We start from the raw sequence: 20,965 nt of genomic DNA, 5'->3' as shown, positions 1-20,965 counted from the left end.
GCGACACCTGCCCAGGTGGCGGAATTGGTAGACGCGCTAGATTCAGGTTCTAGTGTCCGTTTAGGACGTGGAGGTTCGAGTCCTCTCCTGGGCACCATCGGGTAGGACCCGGTGTTCTGGCAAACCCGTCGCACTTCGGTGCGGCGGGTTTTTTCACTCCACACGCCCCGGCTCGCGCACCCCGCTGCCAACAACCCCCGTCAGCCGGTCCCCCAGTTCCGCGCGCATCGAGTCCGCCAGCGCCGACAGCCGCGCTAAGACCTCCGGATTCGCCTCCGCGACGTCGCGCGTCTCACCGATGTCCTCCCGCAGGTTGAAGAGCTCAAGGCCCACCTCCGCTGAGTAGTCGTACCGCCCCGGCTGTCCATCGAGACCCGGCTCCCGGCCCTGCATCGTGCGATACGTATGCGGGAAGTGCAGCTTCCAGGGCCCAGACCGCACCGCGTGGAGCTCGTTGGTCCGGTAGTAAAAGAAGTACGCGTCCTGAACGGCGTCCTGCTCATCGCCCGAAAGAAGAGGCCAGATGGATGAGCCGTCGGTGGGAAACAGCCCCGGCTCGGCGCCGGTCAGTTCGGCCAGCGTGGGGAAGATGTCGATGGTCATGGCCGGCGCGCTCACTTCCAAACCGGCCGGAATCTGCCCGGGCCAGCGCGCCAGAAACGGCACGCGCACGCCGCCTTCCCACGCCGTGCCCTTGCCCTCGCGCAGCGGCTCTGCGCGGCCGGAATGATTGCCGTAGCTGAGCCAGGGCCCGTTATCGGAGGTGAAGATGACCAGGGTCTCCTCATCCAGATCCAACTCCTCCAGCGTCTCCAGAATGCGCCCGACTGACCAGTCGATTTCGTGGATCACGTCGCCGTACACACCCGCTCCGCTCAGACCCGCCCGTTCCTCTGACACAAACAGCGGCACGTGCGGCATGGGATGCGCCAGGTACAGCAAGAACGGTCGTTCCTCTGCCGCTGCCTGCTCAATAAACGCCACGCCGCGTTCGGTAAAGTCCGTAGTGAACCGCCTCTGATCCGTGTTCAGGCCCACCGTCTCTTCGCCCTCGATGGTCGGCAGATCTCCCCAGGCCTCCGGGTTCTCCGGATGGAAAGGCCACATGTCGTTCGAGTAGGGGATGCCGTAGAACTCGTCGAAACCGTGACGGGTGGGGAGGAAGGGCGGGTGGTGCCCCAGATGCCACTTTCCGAACACGGCAGTGCGGTAGCCTTGCTCCTGGAAGAGTTCGCCCAGCGTGCGCTCGCCTGCGCTGATGCCGTGCGTATTGCCGGGCCCGAGCGCTCCGTGGATGCCGATGCGGTTGGCATACATCCCGGTCAGCAGCGACGCCCGCGACGCCGAGCAGACGGCCTGACTCACGTAGAAATCAGTGAACCGCGCGCCTTCGGACGCCAGTCGATCCAGGTGCGGTGTCTCATAACCAGGCTCGCCAAATGCGCCGATGTCGGCGTAGCCCATGTCGTCCACAAAAATCAGGACCACGTTCGGCTGTGGGGGCGGACCCGCGCAGGCCATCAGGAAGAGGAGGGGGAGAACGATGCGCATGCCGGAGTATAGGCCTTCGTCAGAAGGCTCTGCGAAACCGCCCAGTCGCGGGACATCGGGTCGGTCCAAGGGGTTGCACCGGGAGAAAACCAGCTTGCAATGAAGACCGTATCTGCCTCCGAAGCCGTCCAGGCCATCCAGTCCGGAAACCGGGTATTTGTGCACACCGCGGCCGCCGCACCGGTGGCGCTGGTGGAGGCGATGGCCGCTCGCTCAGACACGCTCCGCGACGTTGAGGTGGTGCATCTGCACACCGAAGGTCCGGCTCCATACGCGCAGCCGGACATGGCCGCAAGTTTCCACACCCGCGCGCTCTTCGTGGGAGCCAACGTGCGCAGGGCTGTGGCCGAAGGACAGGCAGACTATGTGCCCGTCTTCCTCTCCGAAACACCAGGACTGTTTCGCGATGGGGTCCTGCCGCTGGACGTGGCGCTGGTCCAGGTTTCTCCGCCGGATCGCCACGGCTTTTGCTCTCTGGGTGTGTCGGTGGACTGCTCCAGCGCGGCGGTCGAGTGTACCTCGGTGGTCATCGCCCAAATCAACCCCAGGATGCCGCGCACGCACGGGGACGGGGTCATTCACGTGCGCGACATCGACTTCGCTGTTGAGCTGGAGGCACCGCTGCCCACCCATCCGGCACCGGAGCTTGGCGAGGTGGAAATGCGCATCGGGCAACTGGTGGCAGACCTGATCCCCGACGGCGCGTGCATGCAAATGGGTATCGGTGCCATTCCGGACGCGGTACTCGCTGCGCTTACCGGACACCGGGACCTGGGCATTCACACGGAAATGTTCTCCAGCGGCATCATTCCGCTGGTGGAATCCGGTGTGATCACGGGCGCGGAGAAGCGCACGCACCCAGGCAAGATTGTGGCCTCGTTCCTGGTCGGCAACCAGGAGCTGTACGACTTCGTGGACGACAATCCGCAGGTGCTAATGCTGGATTGCGCCTACACGAACGACACGGCCGTCATTCGCAGGAATCCCAACGTGGCGGCCATCAACAGCGCCATCGAGGTGGACCTGACCGGCCAGGTCGTCGCGGACTCCATCGGCACCCGCCAGTACTCCGGTGTGGGCGGACAGATGGACTTCATCCGCGGCGCGGCGCTCAGCCCGGGAGGCAAGCCCATCATTGCGCTGCCGTCCACGACGCGGCGCGGCGAGTCCCGTATTGTGCCATTCCTGAAAGAAGGCGCCGGCGTGGTGACCACACGGGCGCACGTGCATTTTGTGGTCACCGAACACGGGGTTGCCGACCTGTACGCGAAGAACCTGCGCGAGCGGGCGCGGGCGCTGATCGAAGTCGCGCACCCGGACCATCGGGAGGCCCTCGAGCGGAGCGCGGCTGAGCGCTTCCGGCGCCTGTAACACGGATGGTGCTAATTCCGTAGCACCGCACATGAAACGCTTCCTGGCCCTGCTGGCCGCCCTCACGCTCCCTCTGACCGCGCTCGCGCAGCCCGTCAGGCACTTTCAGGACGGCTACTTCACGTCGAGTGAGGATCCGGCCATTCGCATCCGCATCGCGCCCGAGTTCACGTATGTCGGCTCGATCAGCTTCATTCTGTTTGACAGGGCGGATGTGGAGCGCTATGTCTGGGTCAAAGCGCCCAAGGGCCGGGTAGAGGCGATGGTGGTCTTCCAGTTTGAAGGCCTGCGCGATGGGGTGGAGGGTCGGTACGCATTCAGCATTCCGGAGGGGAATCGATTCTCGTCAGCCGACCATCGATTCTCCCCGGAGCGCATCGAAATGGGCGGACTGCGATGGGTCCACAATACGTGGGCGTTCGACAACGCGAGAAATGCCTCGGAAAACCCGGACGCGGAGTCCGCCCGCACCCTCGCGATGCTGGAGGACGCCGGATACGGGCTTCCGGACGAGTTGATTATGTCCCGCTACGTGACGGAGGTCGGCCAGGAGTCCCGAAAGGAACTGATCCTGTTCTACATGGAGCCCATCTCGGCGTCCGGACATACCCTCGCTGATTTTGGGTCTGGCCCAGAGATCGGCGCCGAGTTCGACGCTCTGTCTGATCAGGTAGTGCGTCGGGGAGAAGGGGCCTTCCGCGTGCAGGACTGATCGCGCGGTTCGGAGCCGACGAGCTACCGTTCAGGGCGACAACTGGGGGTGCCGGCTTTGGCCCGTGTAGTCCGGTAAACAAGCCCTCCTGCCATGCGAACCTCCCCGCTGCTACTCCTGATTCTGCTGCTGACGGCCTGCGTCGACACCGTTTCCGATCCGGGTGACCCGGTCATCGAAGACGAACCTGCGGTGCGCCTGAACCTGCCGGACACACCGTTCGATTACGCCGGTCTGATGGTACCGCAGTTTGCCCGACCGCAGGCGGACGCCGAGGACAATACGCCCAACCGAAATCCGGTGACGAATGCCGGGGCGACACTCGGCCGGGTACTGTTCTACGACACGGAGCTCAGCGCCAATCGAACGGTGTCCTGCGCCAGTTGCCATCAGCAGGACGCTGGATTCTCGGATCCGTTGCCACTTAGCGTGGGGTTCGAGGGTGGCTTGACAGGCCGCAACGCGATGAGCGTGGCCAATGTGCGGTTCTACAGAAACGGCAACATGTTCTGGGATGAGCGCGCCATGAGTGTCGAAGAGCAGGCACTGATGCCCATTCAGGATGCGGTGGAGATGGGGTTGACGCTGGAGGAACTGGTGGCCCGTGTGTCGGCTGCAGCCTATTACCCTGACCTGTTCGAGGCTGCGTTCGGTACGCCCGAGGTGACGTCCGCGCGCATCGCAGACGCCATCGCCCAGTTCGAACGGTCCATGATCACGTTCGGCTCGCCGTTTGATACGGCCCGACGCGGTATGAACGGGCCGCCCGGACAGGATTTGCCCGGGTTTTCCGATCGGGAGAATCAGGGGCTGAGGCTGTTCTTTTCGAACCGAACCCAGTGCTCCCAATGCCACCGAGGCGACCTGTTGGTCGGGGACCAGGCCCGCAACAACGGGCTGGACGCGAACACATCGGCCGATCAGGGGGCAGGAAACGGGCGTTTCAAGACGGCGAGCCTGCGCAACATCGAACTGACCGCTCCCTACATGCACGATGGGCGCTTTGCCACCCTCGAAGACGTGGTGCGGTTCTACAACGACGGCATACAGGACCATCCGAATCTGGATAACCGGCTACAGGTTGGGGGTAGGCCGCGGCGCATGAACCTGTCTGAGTCGGAGGTCGATGCGCTGGTCGCCTTCATGCAGACGCTTACGGATCCATCCCTGGCCACCGAAGAACGGTTCAGCGATCCCTTCATTCGCTGAGTTTCCTGTGGACAACCAGGGTGTGACACTTGACTGACATATCCGGGCGCTAGTATTCGGGTAACATGCCCGAATCGCTTCAGGAAATACTCGCTCGACCCGGTCAGAAGACCCTGCTGGTTCCGTCTCCGCAGGCCGGGCGCAAGATTGTAGCAGCCTGGGCAAGGAGCGGACTTGCGACGCTGGGCGTGCGCCCGTACACCCCGGGCACCCTGGCAGAGGCCGTCCTTGCTGAGGCATTTCCGGACCGTGCGGTTTCCCGCCTGCCGGACCTGAGTCAGGTGTTGGGCATGGACGCCGTCCTGCGGGGATTCGACTTTCGCCGGCTGGAGTCCCTGGGCTGGTCCGGTCAGCAACTGGCCAGAAGCGCGCGCCTGATGCGGCTTACGGGCATCTCGCCCGACGAATACAAGTCAGGCGTGCCCGGCCGCCTTGGGAAGGAAGTGTCGGAGGTGTACCACGCCTTCACCAAATGGCTGTATGCCGAGGGGGCCGTCGACGAGACCGAGCGGCTGGTGCAGGCCGAGTTCGCGCTCTCGAAGACTGCGCCTCCCGGTACGGTATTGATCCTGGAGGACACACCGGTTTCCGATGCGGCGCGCAGCTTCATTGAAAAGGCTGCCGACAGGGCGGAAGCCTGCTTTGTGGTCGGCGATTCCACGGAGCACGAGGCGGGCTCGGCTGGTGCGGTCTTTTCCGACTGGGAGCGAGTTGGCTTTGCAGTCGGTGATTGCGGACCCACGCCCGATCTGGTGCGCGTAGGGGCCGTGGAGGATGAGGCCAGGTTCGTTTTCAATGAGGTGGTCCGCCGAGGCCTGCCGATCGACTCCGTGGAGGTCGCCTATCCACGCCACACGCCCTATCTGCCCCTACTTATCAAGGAAGCTGGACGGCGCGGATTCCAGGCAACGAGCGCCGCAGGCGTTCCGCTGTCAGATCTGCCGGTTGGTCAGGCGGTGCGACTGCTTCTGGCCTGGTTGGCGTCCGGTCAGGATTCGTTGGAGCTGGTGCGCCTGCTGAGAAGCGGGTTTGTCACCTTGCCGGACAACGTGGCACCGCATCAGGCGGTCTCCTGGTTGATTGAGGTGCATGTGGCCGGCACGCGAGCCGCATATCGCAAGGCGTTCCAGGGGCTGCGCAAGGGCGTGCAGGAGGAAAAAGATCAGGCGGCCGGCACCGAGCGCGAGAAGAGCGCCCGGATCCGGTTCAAGCGGGTGCGGGATGCGGAACGGGCCGTGGACCGCCTGTTCGACTATGTGCCGGCCCCGGACGACACGCTGCACGGGTTTGCAGATCGGCTGCGTCGATTTGTGGAGGCGCTCGTGCCGGCGGACGAAAACCCGGAGTCCGCCGCAGCGCGCGGGCGCGCGGAGCTGATCTCCCGCCTCGCGCAGATGGCAGATGGCCCGGACTCCAGCCATAGCGGCCCGCATCTGGTGGCCCGCTTCGCCGAGTGGCTGGACACGCTGATCGTTCACGCTCGTCTTGACAAACCCGGCACGATTCATTTCACGCCGCTGGATTCGGCGGCGCTTGCGGGTAGAGCGCATCTGTTTGTGGTCGGAATGGATGCGGGCAGTTTTTTGCCGTCTCCCGTCGAGGATGTGTTTCTCCCGGATGACTTTTGTCGCGCGTTCGAGCGCCTCTCGGCGCCCCTGACGTCAGAGGATCGGGTGGAACGTCGCCGACTGGCGCTGCGTCGGGCCCTGGCCCGAGCCCGGCAGTCTGTGGCGGTGGTCGTCTCAGAGGGGCGCATCGCGGATGATTCCGACGCCGGTCCTGCATCCTCCTTCCTGGAGTTGGAGCGGGAGTACGGCACGGCGCGCAGGGTCCGCCTGACCCCTGCTCGCGGGTTGACGGCGGCCGTACTGGGTGTGCGCCGGCAGGAGGTGGGGCGCAGGCTCATGGAGTTGCATCTGCCGGCCGCCGCGCGCGGTATCGAGGCACGGGAGGCACGGGCATCGTCGGCCTTTACGGAATGGGATGGCTTCGTCGGGCCCACGGGGACTGCGAGTCGATTGCTTGAGTCACCGCTGTCCCCGTCCCGATTGCAGAAGCTGGCAACCTGTCCCTTCCAGTTTTTTCAGGGCCAGATTCTGGGTGTACCAGAACTGCGAGAGCGCAAGCGCGGGGAGTGGATGACGCCGCTCGAGAATGGCAGTCTGGTACACGATGCGCTGAGCACGTTCAACAGCCGGATCATGGCCGGGGAGGTTCGCGCCGACGACACCTCTGCGCTAGAGGCCCTGCTTCTGGCCGGGTTCAAGACGTTCCGCAAGGGCAACGAGCCGCCGAACGAGTACCTGTGGAACAGAAAACTGCGCGAGCTGCGGCGAATTGCGCAGGTAGTCACGTCCGTTGAACGGGAGGTGGTAGCCGCCGAGCTCGGATTCGGCGTGCAGCCCTGGCGACAGGAGAGCGAGGCCGATCAGGTGGGAGAGTTCCGCCTCGATCTGGACGGCACGGGCCTGCTGCTGCGCGGACGCATCGATGTGGTGGAGCGCACCGCGCGCGGCGTGGTCATCACGGACTACAAGACGGGTCGATCCGACGACTTCAACGAGCAGGACCTGCTTGACGATGGCAGAAGACTCCAGTGGGTCCTGTATGCGTATGCCTATGAGCAGCTTCGCGGTGAGCGCGTCGACGAGTCCGGCTATCTGTTCGTGTCGGGAGATGCTGCCGGCCAGACCGCCTACGCCTCGCCTCCGGACCGGGAGACCATCGCACAGCTGCTGGGTAGTCAACTGGACCTGGCCCGACATGGCACGTACGGGGCCTCGGTGGAGCCCTCGCGACATTGCAAGTGGTGCGACTACCGGCGGGTCTGCGGCGACCTGTATCAACGGCGTTCCGAGATGCAGGCGAAACTTGATGCGGGGCTGGTAGACGATCCTGGCGGCGACGGCGTGCCGGCAGCCGCGCCTGGAGAAGAACTGCGCGGCTGGACCTGGGCGGAGAAGTATGTCAGTCGGAGGCGCCGGTGAGTCAGTCTGAACTCAGTTTCGTAGCCAGCATGCAACTTCCCCCGGATGAACCGGCGCGGCGCGTCATTCGCGGTGAACAAGACCTGCGCGTGCCGGTGCTGCAGGACAGGTCCATTGTGTTGGACCGCAACATTGTCGTGCGGGCGGGGGCCGGGAGTGGAAAGACCCGCTCCCTGGTAGATCGCATGGTGGCGCTGGTGCGCTCTGGCGTGGATGCCCGTCGCCTGGCCGCGATCACGTTCACCATCAAGGCAGCGGGTGAGTTGCGCACGCGATTTGGTGATTCCCTGCGCGACACTGAGGGGGTGCTGAGGGACCGGGCTCAGGAGACCACAGACGATAATCAGGAGGCCTGGCAGCGCGAACTCGAACACGTTCAGGCCGCGCTGCGACGACTGGAGCACGTCTTCATCGGGACGGTGCATGCATTCTGCGGGCGACTGCTTAGGGAGCGTCCGTTCGAGGCGGGAATCACCCCGGACTTCCGACACATCGATCCCGGCGCCGTCATGGCGCATCGGCGTCGATTCTGGAGCGGTTTCGTCGCGCGCTCCGCTGCAAAGTGGCTCAAGCGGCTGGAGGCGGTGGACCTCGACCCAGAGGACCTGTTCGAGTTCTTTTCAGACTGCGCCAACAATGAGGACGTGCCACTTACCGGACTGACGCTGCAGCCGCCGTGCCCCGACCTTCAGCCCGCGTGTGAGAGGGTGGTGGCCAAGCTGGACGAGATCACCGCGCGTACGCAGATCACCGTCGGCGAGGATGAGCTGCTGAAGGAAGTAAGGGCGTTGGTCAGGTCTCTCGAGCGGCAGCCGCTTGACTCGGTCACGGCGCGCGCGCGCTTTCTGCACGGTGCGCGCAGGCTGTCGGGGAGAAGCTGTGTGCTAAGCCGGTGGGGCGTTCGAGGCTCGGAGTTGAATGCGTACGCCAAGGAAATCCGGGACTCCATCGGGGACTTTGTCGATACCTACGTGGAGCCGGCATTGGCTCAGTGGCGGGACTACGTCTTCTTTGACGCCGGCCAGTTCATCAATGAAGCGGTTACCGAGTACAGCGCGGCCCGGCGACGCCGCGGCGAGCAGACCTTCGACGATCTACTCTGGGGAGCGCGCCGCATGCTGCAGGCTTCCCCCGAGAACCGCGCCCACTTTGCGCGCAAGTTCTCCCACGTTCTGGTCGACGAGTTTCAGGACACCGACCCGGTGCAGGCTGAGATCCTGCTCTACCTGACCTCCGAGAACAGAAAGGAGAAGGATGCCTGGAAGTGCGCTCCCGCGCCCGGTGCCCTGTTCATCGTCGGGGACGACAAACAGTCCATCTACCGGTTCCGTCGGGCGGACGTCGATGTATTTCACCGGTTCGAACAGGTCTTGCTGGACCACGATGGGGTAGACGTTGCCCTGACGACAAACTTCCGCTCCGATCCGCGCATCTGCGGCTTTGTGAACAGCGCCCTGTCGCCGGCATTCAGGGATCCGCTTCAGCCACCCGGCCAGGCTCGCTGGGAGGACCTTGTGGCCTACGCAGGGAACGGGCAGCCACAGGAGGAAGCCGTGCTGCGCATCGCCATCCCAGAAAAGACCCACAAGAAGCGGGGGGATCTGGTTTCAGCCGAGGCCCCGCTGGTGGCGCAGGCCATCGCCCAACTGGTGCGATCCGGCTCGTTGCAGCTGGAAGGGGGGCGTGCGCTGAGCACGCCGGACGAGATCTGCTGGTCAGATGTGATGGTTCTCTTCCGTACGGCGACCTATATCCCCCGGTTTGTGGAAGCGCTGGATCGGCTGGATATCCCATACGCCATCTCCGGCGGCAAGACTCTCGGCAAGTCCGAGAGTCTGCGACTGCTGCTCGATCCGCTGGACGCCGTGCTCGCACAGGACGCTATTGCCCAGTTGGCCTTCCTGCGGGGCCCCATGTGCGGCGTTTCGGATCTGGACCTTGTCGAGTTCATCGAGCGCGGCGGTTCGCTGCGCATGCCCCGCCGAGCCGGTGGGCTCGTGGAGCCGCGGCCGGCTTTGGCCGATGGGCTGGCCATGCTCGATGATCTCTCGCGACGCCTTGCCGCCCGGCCTCCGGCGGCCGCGCTGGAAGGCTGGCTGGAGGACCACGGGGTCCTGGCTGGCCTCGCCGTCCGGGAAGGTGGGGCCGGCCTCGCCGGGTCGCTGGTGCGACTGATGGCTTTGGTGCAATCCTGGGATGCGCAGGGACTGTCGTGGCCGGAGATCGTGGACGAGCTGCACCGACTGGAAAGCGACGACATCGAGGCGGAGCAGTTGACGCTTGATGCCCTGGAGGGCAATGCCGTCAATCTGATGACGGTGCACCAGGCGAAGGGTCTTGAGGCAAAGGTGGTGATTCTGGCAGACCCTCATTGGCCCAATCCCCCCGGAAATGACCTGTTCGTGGATCGCTCCGGTCGCACGCCCGTCCTGTCCGGACAGATCACGAACCGGCGTAAGGACATTCTGGCCTGGACACCCAACTGGACCGGTCTCCGGGTTCGGGACCTGGAACTGCAGCAGGCCGAGGAATTGCGACTCACCTACGTTGCGGCCACTCGCGCCGAGCAGTTGCTGCTGATCTCGTACCAGTCCAAAGTGGACGGACCGTGGAGTCCGTTGGCCCGGGGAGTTTTCGAACTACCCGCCTTCGAGGGAGGGCCCGCGCCGAAGGCTACCCAGCCGGAGGAGCGGACCATCGAAGAGATCGAAGCCGCGCTTGAGGAGGAGCAATCCATCCTGGAGTCTCTACGACACCCGACGTACGCCGAGGCCAGCGCCAGCGAGGACGGGGAGCAGACGCACTTCTTCGATGCGACCGGTGAGTCGCGCGGCCGCACGTACGGCACGCTGGTGCACCACCTCTTCGAGACGCTGGTCCTGAACCGCCACCGTTCGCTTGACGGGAGCTGGATTCAGCGCGTGGCCGCTCGACATGCAGCGGACTGCATAGAGGCCTCAGACCGCGCGCAGCGCACGGCAGATGCGCTGAAGGCGGCCGAGGATCTCCTGAACTCTCCCGTGTGGCTGGCGCTGCAGGATGCCGATGAGGTGCACGCAGAACTGCCGTACACCTTTGTCGCCTCGGCAGACGGTGACGAGCCGGAAACGCTGCATACCGGGGTGATCGACCTTGCGTGGCGAAAGGGTGACCTCTGGATGGTTGTGGACTACAAGACAGACGCAATTGCTGTCGAGGATCTCGCGACCAAGCACGGCATGCAGGTCCGGTGGTACGCGCATGCCCTCCGGCTGCTGGCCGCAGCCGGGGAGGTCCAGACCTACCTCTGGTCGACGCACCATGCGAGCCTGATTCCAATTCAGGACTGAGGCTCCTGGGTCGGTGGTGCCCCGGCGGGTGCTCGCAGGCGTTTTGGCGCGCGTTCCGGAGCCGCGAACCCGAATGCGGGATCGGTTTGCCCGCCGACCGCGCCAGGCGTGGAGGCCCCCGCCGCGCCTGAGACGGCTCCCGGGCGCCGGCCGCGGCAGACATGGCAATTTCGCCCCCCCGCCGGACCTGACATGGAAACCCGCGCCCCTATTCCACAAGCAGCCCGTCTTTTGGCGTGGTTAGGTGTAATCCGGGGGGGTATTCCACCTCGGGCCGCCGGATCGGGTGTCGCCGAGTGGAAAACGGGGCGCAAATCCCACGTCGTATCCGCCCGGAACTCGCGCTCCGGTCCCAAGAACCTCTAGCCGCCGCCGGACACGATCAGCGTGTCGAGCGGAATCCACGAAGCCTGGTGCCGATATCCCGCGCCCAGGAAGCCGAACCCGTTGGTCACGTTGGACATGAGTCCGGGTTGCACGAGCACGTCGGCATCGAACGAGCCGCCGGGCGGCTTCCATTCGGCGTTGGCTACGATGAGCCGCACGTCGATGCGCGAGACCTTGAACTCGGCCACATCCCGCCTGAGTCCTTCCGCGGCCAGGGCTCGCATCCGGCCTCCCACATCCAGTCCGGCGCTAACCGGAATGTCCCAACCTCCGGATGTTTGCACGGCCTCATCGTCATACCCGACGGTGAACCGCTCTATCTCGATGCCGCCAAAGCCGAGATAGCGCACGGAATAGGTGATCTCAATGCGAATCAGGTTTGGCGCAGCGCCCTGAACGCGCACGCTGAAAACGGACGCCGGTTGGTTCGTGCGCGCCGGCAGGATCATCTCCGTTTCAGGGGGCACAGTGGCGGTGGCCCTCGACATGCGCCCGTCGTCGCCGGAAACCCTGAGGGTGTACGTCCGCTCGTACTCCGCGCTGAAGGGAGCCCAGAAGACGTGGGCAAACTGGCCGCTGGTCTCGATCATCACGCTGTCGGTCCAGACTCGGCCATCAGGGCGCCCCCCGACATCCGATGTAACCGTCGCGGCCAGCGGCGAATCACCGGCCAGCCGGAGCGATCCTTCAATGGGGAACACCCTGACCCACTGCGTATCCAGTTGGGGGCTGAACACACCATACAGGCTATACGCCCGGTCCGTCCCGGTCACCGCGACGACCTCCTCGTCGCAGCCGGTGAAGAAGACCAGGGCAGCGAGGACCAGTAGCCAGACGGAGGTCGTGGCATAGACACGCTTCATCGCTCCCCTCCGAATTCGGCCCGGATGCCGAGCGAGGGCACGCGTGGGAGCTGATCCACGCGGTCCAGGGTGAACACATCCAGGAAAAAGAGATTTCGCCGATCGTAGGCATTGATGAGGCTCGCCTGCACGATCAAGTCCCAGCCTTCGAGACGGAAGGTCCGCTCTGCCGAGAGATCAAGTCGGTGATAGGTCGGCAGCCTCGCGCCAAACGGATCGGCATAGATCACGCGGCGCGACCCCTCGAAGTCCCCGGCGTTTCGAACGTCGTCCACGAGGGCGAATCCGTCGAAGCCCACGGCCCGGCTGAACGGCAACCCGGATCCGAACTGCCAGCGCGCGCTGAGCTGCCACCGCGGCTTGCGCAGGGCCGCCAACAGGTTCGCCTGGTGACGCCGGTCATGCGGGGGGTGGAAGGCCAGTCGCTCAGTGCCGTACCAAAGCAGCAGAGAACTTTGTTCGGCTTCATAGCGCGTCGCCGCGTACCCATACGTCCCGTAGAGCTGGAATGCGCCTCGTCGCACCTCGCCACGAATGTCGAACCCCGACGTTCTGCCTGTCGCCGGTTGCAGGCGGGTGGTGAACCGGGGAAAAGCAGTCCACTCCGCAATGAACAGGTTGTCGAGCTTCCTGACATAGCCTTCGATGGCGACTTCAATACCGCTTCCGGCGTCAAGTCGCACCCCCGCGATCGCATGTTTTGCCCGCTGTGCCCGACCTGCCCGCACGTCCCCAGTCAGGTCTGACGGTCCAGGCGTGTGCGTCCAGACCGTAAACACACTGGCAGCGTCCCGTCGGTCGCTCAGTCCGAGTACTGCCTGGTAGTAGATGCCGCCCGCTGCGCTGAACTCCACCGGTCCGACCTGCCAGGCAGCGCGTAGCCGCGGTTCCAGGAAGGGACTGAAACGAATGTCGAAGAACTGGGCTCGGATCCCTGGTTCGATGCGCAGGCCACGTGAGGGTCGGATCCTCGGCTCGAGATACACCCCGGCGTGCTCCAGGGTGCGATTGCGGACTTCGATGTTCTGGAACTGCCCTCCGAGCTCCGATGAAAGGCGCACGGTTCGCACAGAGGCTCCCCACGCCACGTCGCTTCGGCCGTAGAACACCCCGTCGATGGCGAAATGCAGGTTCTCGACGTCGGCTCGACGGACTTCGGCGGCATCCGCGCGTTGTTCGCTTTGCAGGCGCGACCAGGAGACGCGAGCATCGGCGGTTACGGGAAGCTGCCGGGGTATGACGAGCAGTCTTGAACTCAGCGCCGTGTTGCGCCAGGCGACCTCCCGCGCCGCCGCGCTGCCGGTCGGGTTCAGGCCGCCGCGGTCGAACGTATGCAGCGCAAACAGCTCGCCGCGTGCGTTGGGATTGAGCACGGCGTGCACTTTGGCGAACACATCCCCAAACGTGAAGGGCAGATCCTGGTCTACCAGGCCCGAGGCGCCGGTGCGAACCAGGCTGCGTCGCGCCGACAGCAGGGCAGAGGCCTTCCCCTCGGCGAGGGGTTGCTCCAGCACCAGGCCTATGGAGAATGGAGAGAGGGTCGCCGCCCCCTCGCGTCGGAACAGGTTGGCGTTTCGGGTAGAGATATCCAGCACTGATGAGACCCGCTCGCCATACCGGGCTCCAAACCCGCCGGCATAAACATCTGCGCGCCGCACAATGTCAGAGGGGAACGCGGAGAAGAACCCCAGAATGTGGAACGGCTGGTACAACAGCACCCCATCCAGCTGAACCAGATTCTGAGTCGGCTCTCCACCCCGTAGGAACAGCTGGCCCCCGCGATCGCCCAACGAAACCACACCCGGTTGGCTGGTCAGCGCGGTGACGAGGTCTGCCGACAGATCCGGAGACGGAATCAACTCCACGTCCTGGGGTGTCAGGGTTTGCCGACCGGCCGTCACCCGGGCGGCGCCGGAGGTACGCTCAGAGGCGACCACAACCTCACCAAGTGCTTGCTCGCCGGGCTGAAGGCGCACGTTGACGGTCCGGCTTTCACCGTCGACCAGGGCTAGGGTATCGGCAAATGTCTGAAACCCTACGAAGGAAACCCGCAGCACCCAGGTGCCCTCCGACAGGTCGGTAATGCGGTAGCGGCCCTCCTCGTCAGTGGTGCCCCCGATCAGCCGGTCTCCCTGCGCCACCAGGACATTGGCGAGTTCGATCGGCCTGCCACTGGACCCATCGCTCACAAACCCGAGCAAGGAAACCTGCCTGGCCTGGGCCGTCGAGAATGCGCCGATTAGCAGCGCGGCGGCTAGGAGCCCCCCCGACCGGCGCACTAACTCAGGCGGGAGGAATAGGTCCGGGAGAAACGATCCACGGCCTCCACGACCACGGATCCACGTGCATCGGAGATATCTGCGTGCAGCAGATGCTCCGTGGGCATGGGTTGCACCCAGGTGCGATGGGCAGGCGCATCGTCGCCGTCGAATCGCGACACCGAAAGCGGATCGAGCCCTACCCGCGGCTCCAGGCGACCGCGCTGCACGCCGTCCTCCAGCCAAACCACCTGCCAGGCGGGATCCCAGTCCCAGACATTGGCGATCAGCTCAGGTTGACCGTCCCGCGGGGCATAGAGCCGCATCTGGCTGCTGAACACCTGTCCGGTGCTCTTGTACCGCCAACTCAAGGCGTCACCACGCACGCTGTAGACGGCATATCCGTTCGGCGTTCCGTCATGACAGATGTCGTCAGACCACCAGGCGCCGCAAGTAGTACCCAGAACGTGCTCGTGAACACCGCCTTCGAGCACATGCTCGTTTTCGTGGGTGTGCCCCGAAATCAGGTGAGCATTGAAGGGCTCGAGGAGTCGGTACAGTAGCTCGCGGTTGGTCAGGGAGACGCTCGTGGAAGGCCGATCCTGTCCTCGCCGGCGATACTGGCTGGAAAGGGCGGGAATATGCAGAAAGACCACCACGGTCCGGCCGTCCTCAACCAGTCGCAGGTCCCGGGCGAGCCAGGTCAACTGATCGGCCGAGAGGTGTCCGATGTATCCGGAGCCGTGCCACAGGACATCATCCAGCACCACGTAGTGCACCGCGCCACGGTCGAACGAATAGTAGGCGGGGCCGAAGTGACGTTCGAAGGTCTTGACGGACTCCGGGTCGACCCCCGCGTCCATATCCAGGTCGTGATTGCCCACGGCCTGGAAGAAGGGGATACCGATGCGGCTGACCGCGCGTTCGTACTCAGGGAACAGCGACAGATCGTCGAACATGATGTCGCCGACTGCGATTCCGAATGCAGCATTGGACAGCCGCGCCGTCACGCGCTGCATGTCGGGCACGGACTCGGCATGCAGCCGCTGCATCTCGAACGCGGTCTGGGTTTGGGTGTCCCCCAGGGCAAGGAAGCTGTGCTCGGTGTCGTCGTGTCCGGGCTCAAGGCTGAAGTTGGCGGTCATGTCGCCTGAATCATCCGGCCGGATGGGGAGGTAGTGGGCGGCCGTGCCCATGCCTGTCGTAGGGATGCGAAAGCCTGCCGGTGTGCTTACGAACACGAACCGCTGCCTGTCCGAAGAAATCAGCTCGTAGGAGCCGTCCGCCGTGGTGACGGTGACATCGAACCCATCCGAGACCGCTACGCCAGCGAGTCCGGACCCGCCCGCTGAAACGGTGCCCCGGATGCGAACAGGAGCGCCTCCGAGCCGTCGGTGCAGCGCCGGTCGATACGGATCGGCGAGCACAAGCTCCGGAGCCAGCCAGAGCCCGGGAGCGGCGACGAGGGCAGATCTCAAAAAGGTGCGGCGACTGGGCATGGCTTCTCAAGTCTCTTGGGGACCGCAGACCGCAGTCCCTCCTGAATCACACTACGGTAGACGCGCCGCAGGCGCAATGACGCCCATACTGCCATCGACAGTCGGCGCGATTGCCCCGCGGCCCCTACCTTCGGTGCCACAAAACTACGAGGTACCCGTCCGTGGCACGACCCGTACGCGCCGGCCTGATCCAGGCCACCCTGACGCTGGATGGCACCCACTCCGTGGAGGCCATCAAGCAGTCGATGATGGACAAGCATGTGGCCCTCATTGAGGAAGCCGCTGCCAAGGGCGTGCAGGTGCTCTGCATGCAGGAGCTGTTCTACGGTCCGTACTTCTGCGCCGAGCAGGAGATCAAGTGGTACGACATGACCGAGCGCATCCCGGACGGGCCGACCACCCGCCTGATGCAGGAGTTGGCCAAAAAGCACAGCATGGTCATCGTGGTCCCGATGTACGAGGAGGAGTTGACCGGGGTCTACTACAATACCTGCGCGGTCATAGATGCCGACGGCAGCTACCTCGGCAAATTCCGCAAGGTGCACATCCCGCACTGCCACCCGGGCTTCTGGGAGAAGTTCTACTTCCGGCCTGGCAACCTCGGCTATCCGGTGTTCGATACCGCCGTCGGCAAGGTGGGCGTCTACATCTGCTATGACCGGCACTTCCCGGAAGGCTGGCGGGAGCTCGGCCTGAACGGTGCCGAGATCGTATTCAATCCCTCAGCTACTGTGGCCGGACTGTCCGAGTATCTCTGGAAGCTGGAGCAGCCCGCAGCGGCCTGCGCCAACATCTACTACGTCGGCGCGATCAACCGGCCGGGTACCGAAGCTCCCTGGAACTTCGGCGAGTTTTACGGGCAGTCCTACTTCTGTGACCCGCGCGGACAGATCATCGCTGAGGGTCCACGCTCAGAGGACGCCGTGATTGTCGCCGACCTGGATCTGGACCTGATCCGTGAGGTGCGCAACGTCTGGCAGTTCTACCGGGACCGCCGGCCGGACACCTACGAGGCCACCGCGCGCCGCTGAACTCAGCGGATCCGGCTGCGGCGGGAGGCTCGTTCGGATTCAGAGGCCGGTTCGTCCGTGATTTCGAGCGATGGGCCCTCGCCGGTTGCCACCACGTCTTCGTCTCCGAAGGCCCGCTCACGGCGCGCGCCTTCCGCCTCCGCGATCGCTTCCATGCGATCCAGCATATGGTCAAATTTCTCCCCGACACGTCGCTCCTTTGCGCGGTATCGCCCATAAAAGGCCAGGGCGGTCACCAGGGTCGCTGCGGTGAGCAACGCGCCGAGAATCAGGAGGCGCCAGGCCCCGTCCACCATTCCGACAAATCCCGCGAGAGTAGCAAAGAAGGCCAGCATGCCCGGAAGGCCGGCCAGACTGCGGACCTCATACGACCAATCCGCATCCGCCCTGAAGAGCGTGCCGTCCTCGGTTTCGTCAACCGAAATCTGAAGCGGCCGGCGATGCCACATGCGGGAAGAGCCGAAACTCTCAGCCTGCCCGAGTCCCCCGAGGGAACGACGCATCTCGGACACCATGCGCCCCCAGGCCTCGTCCGAGACTTCGCCCTTGAAGAGCCGCGTGCGGTGTACCGACACCGGCACACCAAGCCACGTCGAGGGCGCCTGAGCTCGCATTGCAGAAGCTGCGGCATGATCCACCCACTGCGGATCGATACCGGCCGCCCGGGCAGCCTCGCGCACTTCTTCAAGCGTCAGACCGGCCGTGTGAGACTCCTCGGCCCGTGCCTGCAGTCGCGCTGCCGCTCCCACGAGGGCGGCAACCTCCTTCTCCGAATAGATCTTTTTGGCCATGGAGCGGCAAACGTAGGTGCAGGGCTGCGGTTGCGCCCACTCTCGCTGCCGGAAAAGATGGCAGAAAAGCGCTTTTTGTGCGTTATTCAGCGAACCCGATGAGTGCCTCCAGCCACATCCCCAACAAGCAGGACATCGTAGCCAGGGATCCGAAAGATCCTTCTCCGAGCCTCTACAACCCCGATCTGGCGCCGGTCCTGGCTCACAAGCGCTCCTGGGGCAGGTGGAATATCGCCGCGCTCTGGGTGGGGATGGCCGTTTGCATTCCCACCTACACGCTCGCGGCCGGACTCATTTCCCAGGGCATGACGTGGACGCAGGCGCTCTTCACGATCCTTTTGGGCAATCTGATCGTGCTGATCCCGATGGTGCTGAATGCACATGCCGGGACACGCTACGGGATTCCGTTCCCCGTGCTGCTGCGCGCTTCCTTCGGCACGGTCGGAGCCAACGTGCCGGCGCTCATGCGCGCGCTGGTTGCCTGCGGCTGGTTTGGCATTCAGACATGGATTGGCGGATCCGCCATCTATACCCTCCACGCCGTCATTTTCGGATTCGAACCGGCCGGCCCGGCGGACATGCTGCCCGTCATCGGCCTGTCCTGGGGGCAGTTGGGCTGCTTCCTCCTCTTCTGGGCTATCAACATCGCGGTCATTCTGGCCGGGATCGATACGATCAAGTGGCTGGAGACCCTCGCGGCGCCGTTCTTGATTCTGATCGGACTGGGTCTCTTGTACTGGGGAATCTCCGCGGGCGGCGGCCTCGGCGCGATCCTGTCCGCCGAGACGGTGGCGCAGGTGCGCGGCTCGGGGGCCGGAGATTTCAACTTCTGGGCGGCATTCTGGCCGAATCTGACGGCAATGGTCGGGTTCTGGGCCACGCTGTCCCTCAACATCCCTGACTTCACCCGTTACGCGTACTCGCAGAAGGACCAGATCACGGGACAGGTCATCGGCCTGCCGCTGACCATGACGCTGTTCTCGTTCATCGGCATTGCGGTGACGGCGGCGACCGTGATTGTCTTTGGCGAAGCCGTTTGGGACCCGGTGATTCTCCTTGGCCGTTTCGAGAGCCCTGTCCTGATTGGCTTTGCGCTCTTTGCGCTGACCATCGCCACGCTGTCTACCAACATCGCGGCAAACGTGGTATCGCCTGCGAACGACTTCGCGAATCTCGCGCCATCAAAGATCTCGTTCCGCACCGGCGGGCTGATCACAGGCGTCATTGGCATCCTGATCTTCCCCTGGAAGCTCTACACCGATTTGGCCAACTACATCTTTATGTGGCTGATCGGCTATTCCTCGCTGCTGGGCGCCATCGGTGGCGTCATGCTCGTCGACTATTTCCTGGTCCGCGGCATGCACCTGTCCATCGACCATCTGTACAGCCGCTCAGGGACCTACTCCTACGGCGGCCGCGGTTTCAACTGGCGGGCGCTTGCCGCCCTGGCCATCGGCATCCTGCCCAACGTGCCCGGATTCCTGGCCAGCGCGTCCGGCGGTTCGATTGCCGTGCCTGACTTCTTCGTTTCACTGTACACGTACGCCTGGTTTGTGAGCCTCATGCTCTCGGGCATCGCGTATCTGATCCTCATGCGGGCCTACCCGCCCGAACGCTCATGACTATCTCTACCGCGCCGGCCATGCCGCCCTGTGACTACGCGCCGCCGGCCTATGACGGACCGAGCCGGGACGAGGTCCTGGCCCTGCGCCGACAGTTTGTCCACCCGTCCATTTTCGCGCTCTACAGGGAGCCGATCATGATCGTGGACGGGTACATGCAATGGCTGTTCGATGAGCAGGGCGGCCGGTATCTGGACATGATCGCAGGCATTGTGACGGTGAGCTGCGGGCACCGGCACCCGAAGGTGACCGAGGCCATCAACGAGCAGCTCCGCCACCTGCAGCACGCGACGACCATCTACCTGCATCCGAATCTGCCGCTGCTGGCGGAGAAGGTGGCGGCGAAGATGCCAGACGGCCTGGACGTCACGTACTTCGTCAATTCCGGCTCCGAGGCGAACGAACTGGCCATCAACATGGCCCGGGCGCACACGCGCAACATTGACGTGATCGCGCTTCGCAACGCCTATCACGGCATGTCGTCCACGTCGATGGGGCTGACCAGCCACCATACCTGGAAGCCGGTTATCCCCCAGGGCTACCGGATTCATCACACCATGAATCCGGACCCTTATCGCAATCCCTTTGACGGCACGCCTGAGGAGATCGCCGCCAAGAGCGCCGAGCAGCTCCGCGACCTTTTGCGCTACTCCACGCCGGGACAGGTCGCGGCGTTCATTGCCGAGCCCATCCAGGGTGTGGGTGGGGCGTCGCATGGCTCGGCGGCCTACTTGACCGAGGCCTACCAGATCATCCGCAATCATGGGGGCCTGTGTATCAGCGATGAGGTCCAGACCGGTTTCGGCCGCACGGGCGATCACTACTGGGGCTTCCAGCACTCCGGCGTCACACCGGACATGGTGGTCATGGCCAAAGGCATCGGCAACGGCGTGCCGCTGGCGGCCGTCACCACGACCCGGGAGATTGCGGAGTCCTTCACCGGGCGCCTGCATTTCAACACCTACGGCGGCAATCCCGTCAGCATGGCGGCGGGTCTCGCGGTCATGGACGTCATTGAAGAAGACGGACTTCAGGAAAACTCCCGGGTGGTCGGCGTACACCTGAAGGCGGGCCTCGAAAGCCTCATGGACCGCCACGAACTGGTCGGCGACGTGCGTGGCATGGGCCTCATGCTGGGCATGGAGCTCGTCCTGGACCGCGAAACCAAGGAGCCTGCCAAGGCTGAAACTGCGGCCGTGCTCGAAGTCTGTCGCGAACACCGCGTACTCATGGGCAAAGGCGGCCTGTACGGCAACGTGCTCCGGATCAAGCCTCCCATGTGTATCACCAAAGAGGACGCCGACTATGCGGTCGATGTCCTGGACGCGGCCCTGAGCGCTGCGAGAGGGTAGGCC

The 20,965-nt window shown here is 64.4% G+C and carries 13 protein-coding genes and 1 tRNA gene; 9 read left to right on the top strand and 5 right to left on the bottom strand.

Going from position 1 to position 20,965, the window contains the following annotated elements; genetic code table 11:
• The first annotated feature begins 9 nt into the window (after positions 1-9).
• Positions 10-97 (top strand) — tRNA-Leu (locus JJ896_09975).
• A gap of 56 nt (positions 98-153) precedes the next feature.
• Here JJ896_09975 and JJ896_09970 read toward each other — a convergent pair.
• Positions 154-1,551 carry a sulfatase gene (locus JJ896_09970; protein MBO6779967.1) on the bottom strand — a complete coding sequence of 466 codons (1,398 nt, stop codon included), beginning with the start codon at positions 1,549-1,551 and terminating at the stop codon, positions 154-156.
• A gap of 99 nt (positions 1,552-1,650) precedes the next feature.
• On the opposite strand from JJ896_09970, the gene JJ896_09965 reads away from it, so the two are divergent.
• From JJ896_09965 to JJ896_09945, 5 genes are all read left to right on the top strand, one after another.
• Positions 1,651-2,922: a hypothetical protein gene (locus JJ896_09965; GenBank protein MBO6779966.1), complete on the top strand. Its 1,272-nt coding sequence runs from the start codon at positions 1,651-1,653 to the stop codon at positions 2,920-2,922.
• A gap of 31 nt (positions 2,923-2,953) precedes the next feature.
• Positions 2,954-3,634 carry a hypothetical protein gene (locus JJ896_09960; protein MBO6779965.1) on the top strand — a complete coding sequence of 227 codons (681 nt, stop codon included), beginning with the start codon at positions 2,954-2,956 and terminating at the stop codon, positions 3,632-3,634.
• Positions 3,635-3,727: 93 nt separating this feature from the next.
• Positions 3,728-4,843: a hypothetical protein gene (locus JJ896_09955; GenBank protein MBO6779964.1), complete on the top strand. Its 1,116-nt coding sequence runs from the start codon at positions 3,728-3,730 to the stop codon at positions 4,841-4,843.
• Positions 4,844-4,908: 65 nt separating this feature from the next.
• Positions 4,909-7,830: a PD-(D/E)XK nuclease family protein gene (locus tag JJ896_09950; GenBank protein ID MBO6779963.1), complete on the top strand. Its 2,922-nt coding sequence runs from the start codon at positions 4,909-4,911 to the stop codon at positions 7,828-7,830.
• A gap of 29 nt (positions 7,831-7,859) precedes the next feature.
• Positions 7,860-11,159, top strand: a complete 3,300-nt coding sequence (locus tag JJ896_09945; protein MBO6779962.1) for a UvrD-helicase domain-containing protein — start codon at positions 7,860-7,862, stop codon at positions 11,157-11,159.
• Between the two features lie 362 nt (positions 11,160-11,521).
• Here the strand turns inward: JJ896_09945 and JJ896_09940 are convergent, their stop codons facing one another.
• Genes JJ896_09940 through JJ896_09930 form a run of 3 tightly spaced genes read right to left on the bottom strand, consistent with a single transcriptional unit; the run spans position 11,522 to position 16,166 of the window.
• Complete coding sequence (locus JJ896_09940; GenBank protein ID MBO6779961.1) at positions 11,522-12,409, bottom strand: hypothetical protein; 888 nt, start codon at positions 12,407-12,409, stop codon at positions 11,522-11,524.
• A complete protein-coding gene (locus JJ896_09935; GenBank protein MBO6779960.1) occupies positions 12,406-14,688 on the bottom strand; it encodes a TonB-dependent receptor in 2,283 nt (760 codons plus the stop codon). The genes JJ896_09940 and JJ896_09935 overlap by 4 nt, the downstream gene beginning before the upstream one ends.
• Positions 14,688-16,166, bottom strand: coding sequence for a calcineurin-like phosphoesterase C-terminal domain-containing protein (locus JJ896_09930; GenBank protein ID MBO6779959.1), 1,479 nt, complete (start codon positions 16,164-16,166; stop codon positions 14,688-14,690). The genes JJ896_09935 and JJ896_09930 overlap by 1 nt, the downstream gene beginning before the upstream one ends.
• Before the next feature lie 161 nt (positions 16,167-16,327).
• Here JJ896_09930 and JJ896_09925 point away from each other — a divergent pair, with 161 nt between their 5' ends.
• The gene (locus JJ896_09925) at positions 16,328-17,197 is read left to right on the top strand and encodes an acyltransferase (GenBank protein ID MBO6779958.1); all 870 of its coding nucleotides are present in this window, start codon (positions 16,328-16,330) and stop codon (positions 17,195-17,197) included.
• Between the two features lie 2 nt (positions 17,198-17,199).
• Here JJ896_09925 and JJ896_09920 read toward each other — a convergent pair whose 3' ends face one another.
• The gene (locus tag JJ896_09920; GenBank protein ID MBO6779957.1) at positions 17,200-17,988 is read right to left on the bottom strand and encodes a hypothetical protein; all 789 of its coding nucleotides are present in this window, start codon (positions 17,986-17,988) and stop codon (positions 17,200-17,202) included.
• A 98-nt stretch (positions 17,989-18,086) separates the two neighbouring features.
• On the opposite strand from JJ896_09920, the gene JJ896_09915 reads away from it, so the two are divergent.
• Both JJ896_09915 and JJ896_09910 read left to right on the top strand, forming a co-directional pair.
• Positions 18,087-19,610, top strand: a complete 1,524-nt coding sequence (locus tag JJ896_09915; GenBank protein MBO6779956.1) for an NCS1 family nucleobase:cation symporter-1 — start codon at positions 18,087-18,089, stop codon at positions 19,608-19,610.
• The gene (locus JJ896_09910; protein ID MBO6779955.1) at positions 19,607-20,962 is read left to right on the top strand and encodes an aspartate aminotransferase family protein; all 1,356 of its coding nucleotides are present in this window, start codon (positions 19,607-19,609) and stop codon (positions 20,960-20,962) included. Before JJ896_09915 ends, JJ896_09910 begins: the two co-directional genes overlap by 4 nt.
• Positions 20,963-20,965: the final 3 nt, after the last annotated feature.

The organism is Rhodothermales bacterium (assembly GCA_017643395.1).
Classification (GTDB): domain Bacteria; phylum Bacteroidota; class Rhodothermia; order Rhodothermales; family UBA10348; genus JABDJZ01.
This window is presented reverse-complemented; position numbering and strand designations above follow the sequence as displayed.

Excerpts from the sequence above, each read along its gene's own strand:
- JJ896_09970 (MBO6779967.1), bottom strand. The coding sequence starts at position 1,551 with ATGCGCATCGTTCTCCCCCTCCTCTTCCTGATGGCCTGCGCGGGTCCG.
- JJ896_09965 (MBO6779966.1), top strand. The coding sequence starts at position 1,651 with ATGAAGACCGTATCTGCCTCCGAAGCCGTCCAGGCCATCCAGTCCGGA.
- JJ896_09960 (MBO6779965.1), top strand. The coding sequence starts at position 2,954 with ATGAAACGCTTCCTGGCCCTGCTGGCCGCCCTCACGCTCCCTCTGACC.
- JJ896_09955 (MBO6779964.1), top strand. The coding sequence starts at position 3,728 with ATGCGAACCTCCCCGCTGCTACTCCTGATTCTGCTGCTGACGGCCTGC.
- JJ896_09950 (MBO6779963.1), top strand. The coding sequence starts at position 4,909 with ATGCCCGAATCGCTTCAGGAAATACTCGCTCGACCCGGTCAGAAGACC.
- JJ896_09945 (MBO6779962.1), top strand. The coding sequence starts at position 7,860 with ATGCAACTTCCCCCGGATGAACCGGCGCGGCGCGTCATTCGCGGTGAA.
- JJ896_09940 (MBO6779961.1), bottom strand. The coding sequence starts at position 12,409 with ATGAAGCGTGTCTATGCCACGACCTCCGTCTGGCTACTGGTCCTCGCT.
- JJ896_09930 (MBO6779959.1), bottom strand. The coding sequence starts at position 16,166 with ATGCCCAGTCGCCGCACCTTTTTGAGATCTGCCCTCGTCGCCGCTCCC.
- JJ896_09920 (MBO6779957.1), bottom strand. The coding sequence starts at position 17,988 with ATGGCCAAAAAGATCTATTCGGAGAAGGAGGTTGCCGCCCTCGTGGGA.
- JJ896_09915 (MBO6779956.1), top strand. The coding sequence starts at position 18,087 with ATGAGTGCCTCCAGCCACATCCCCAACAAGCAGGACATCGTAGCCAGG.
- JJ896_09910 (MBO6779955.1), top strand. The coding sequence starts at position 19,607 with ATGACTATCTCTACCGCGCCGGCCATGCCGCCCTGTGACTACGCGCCG.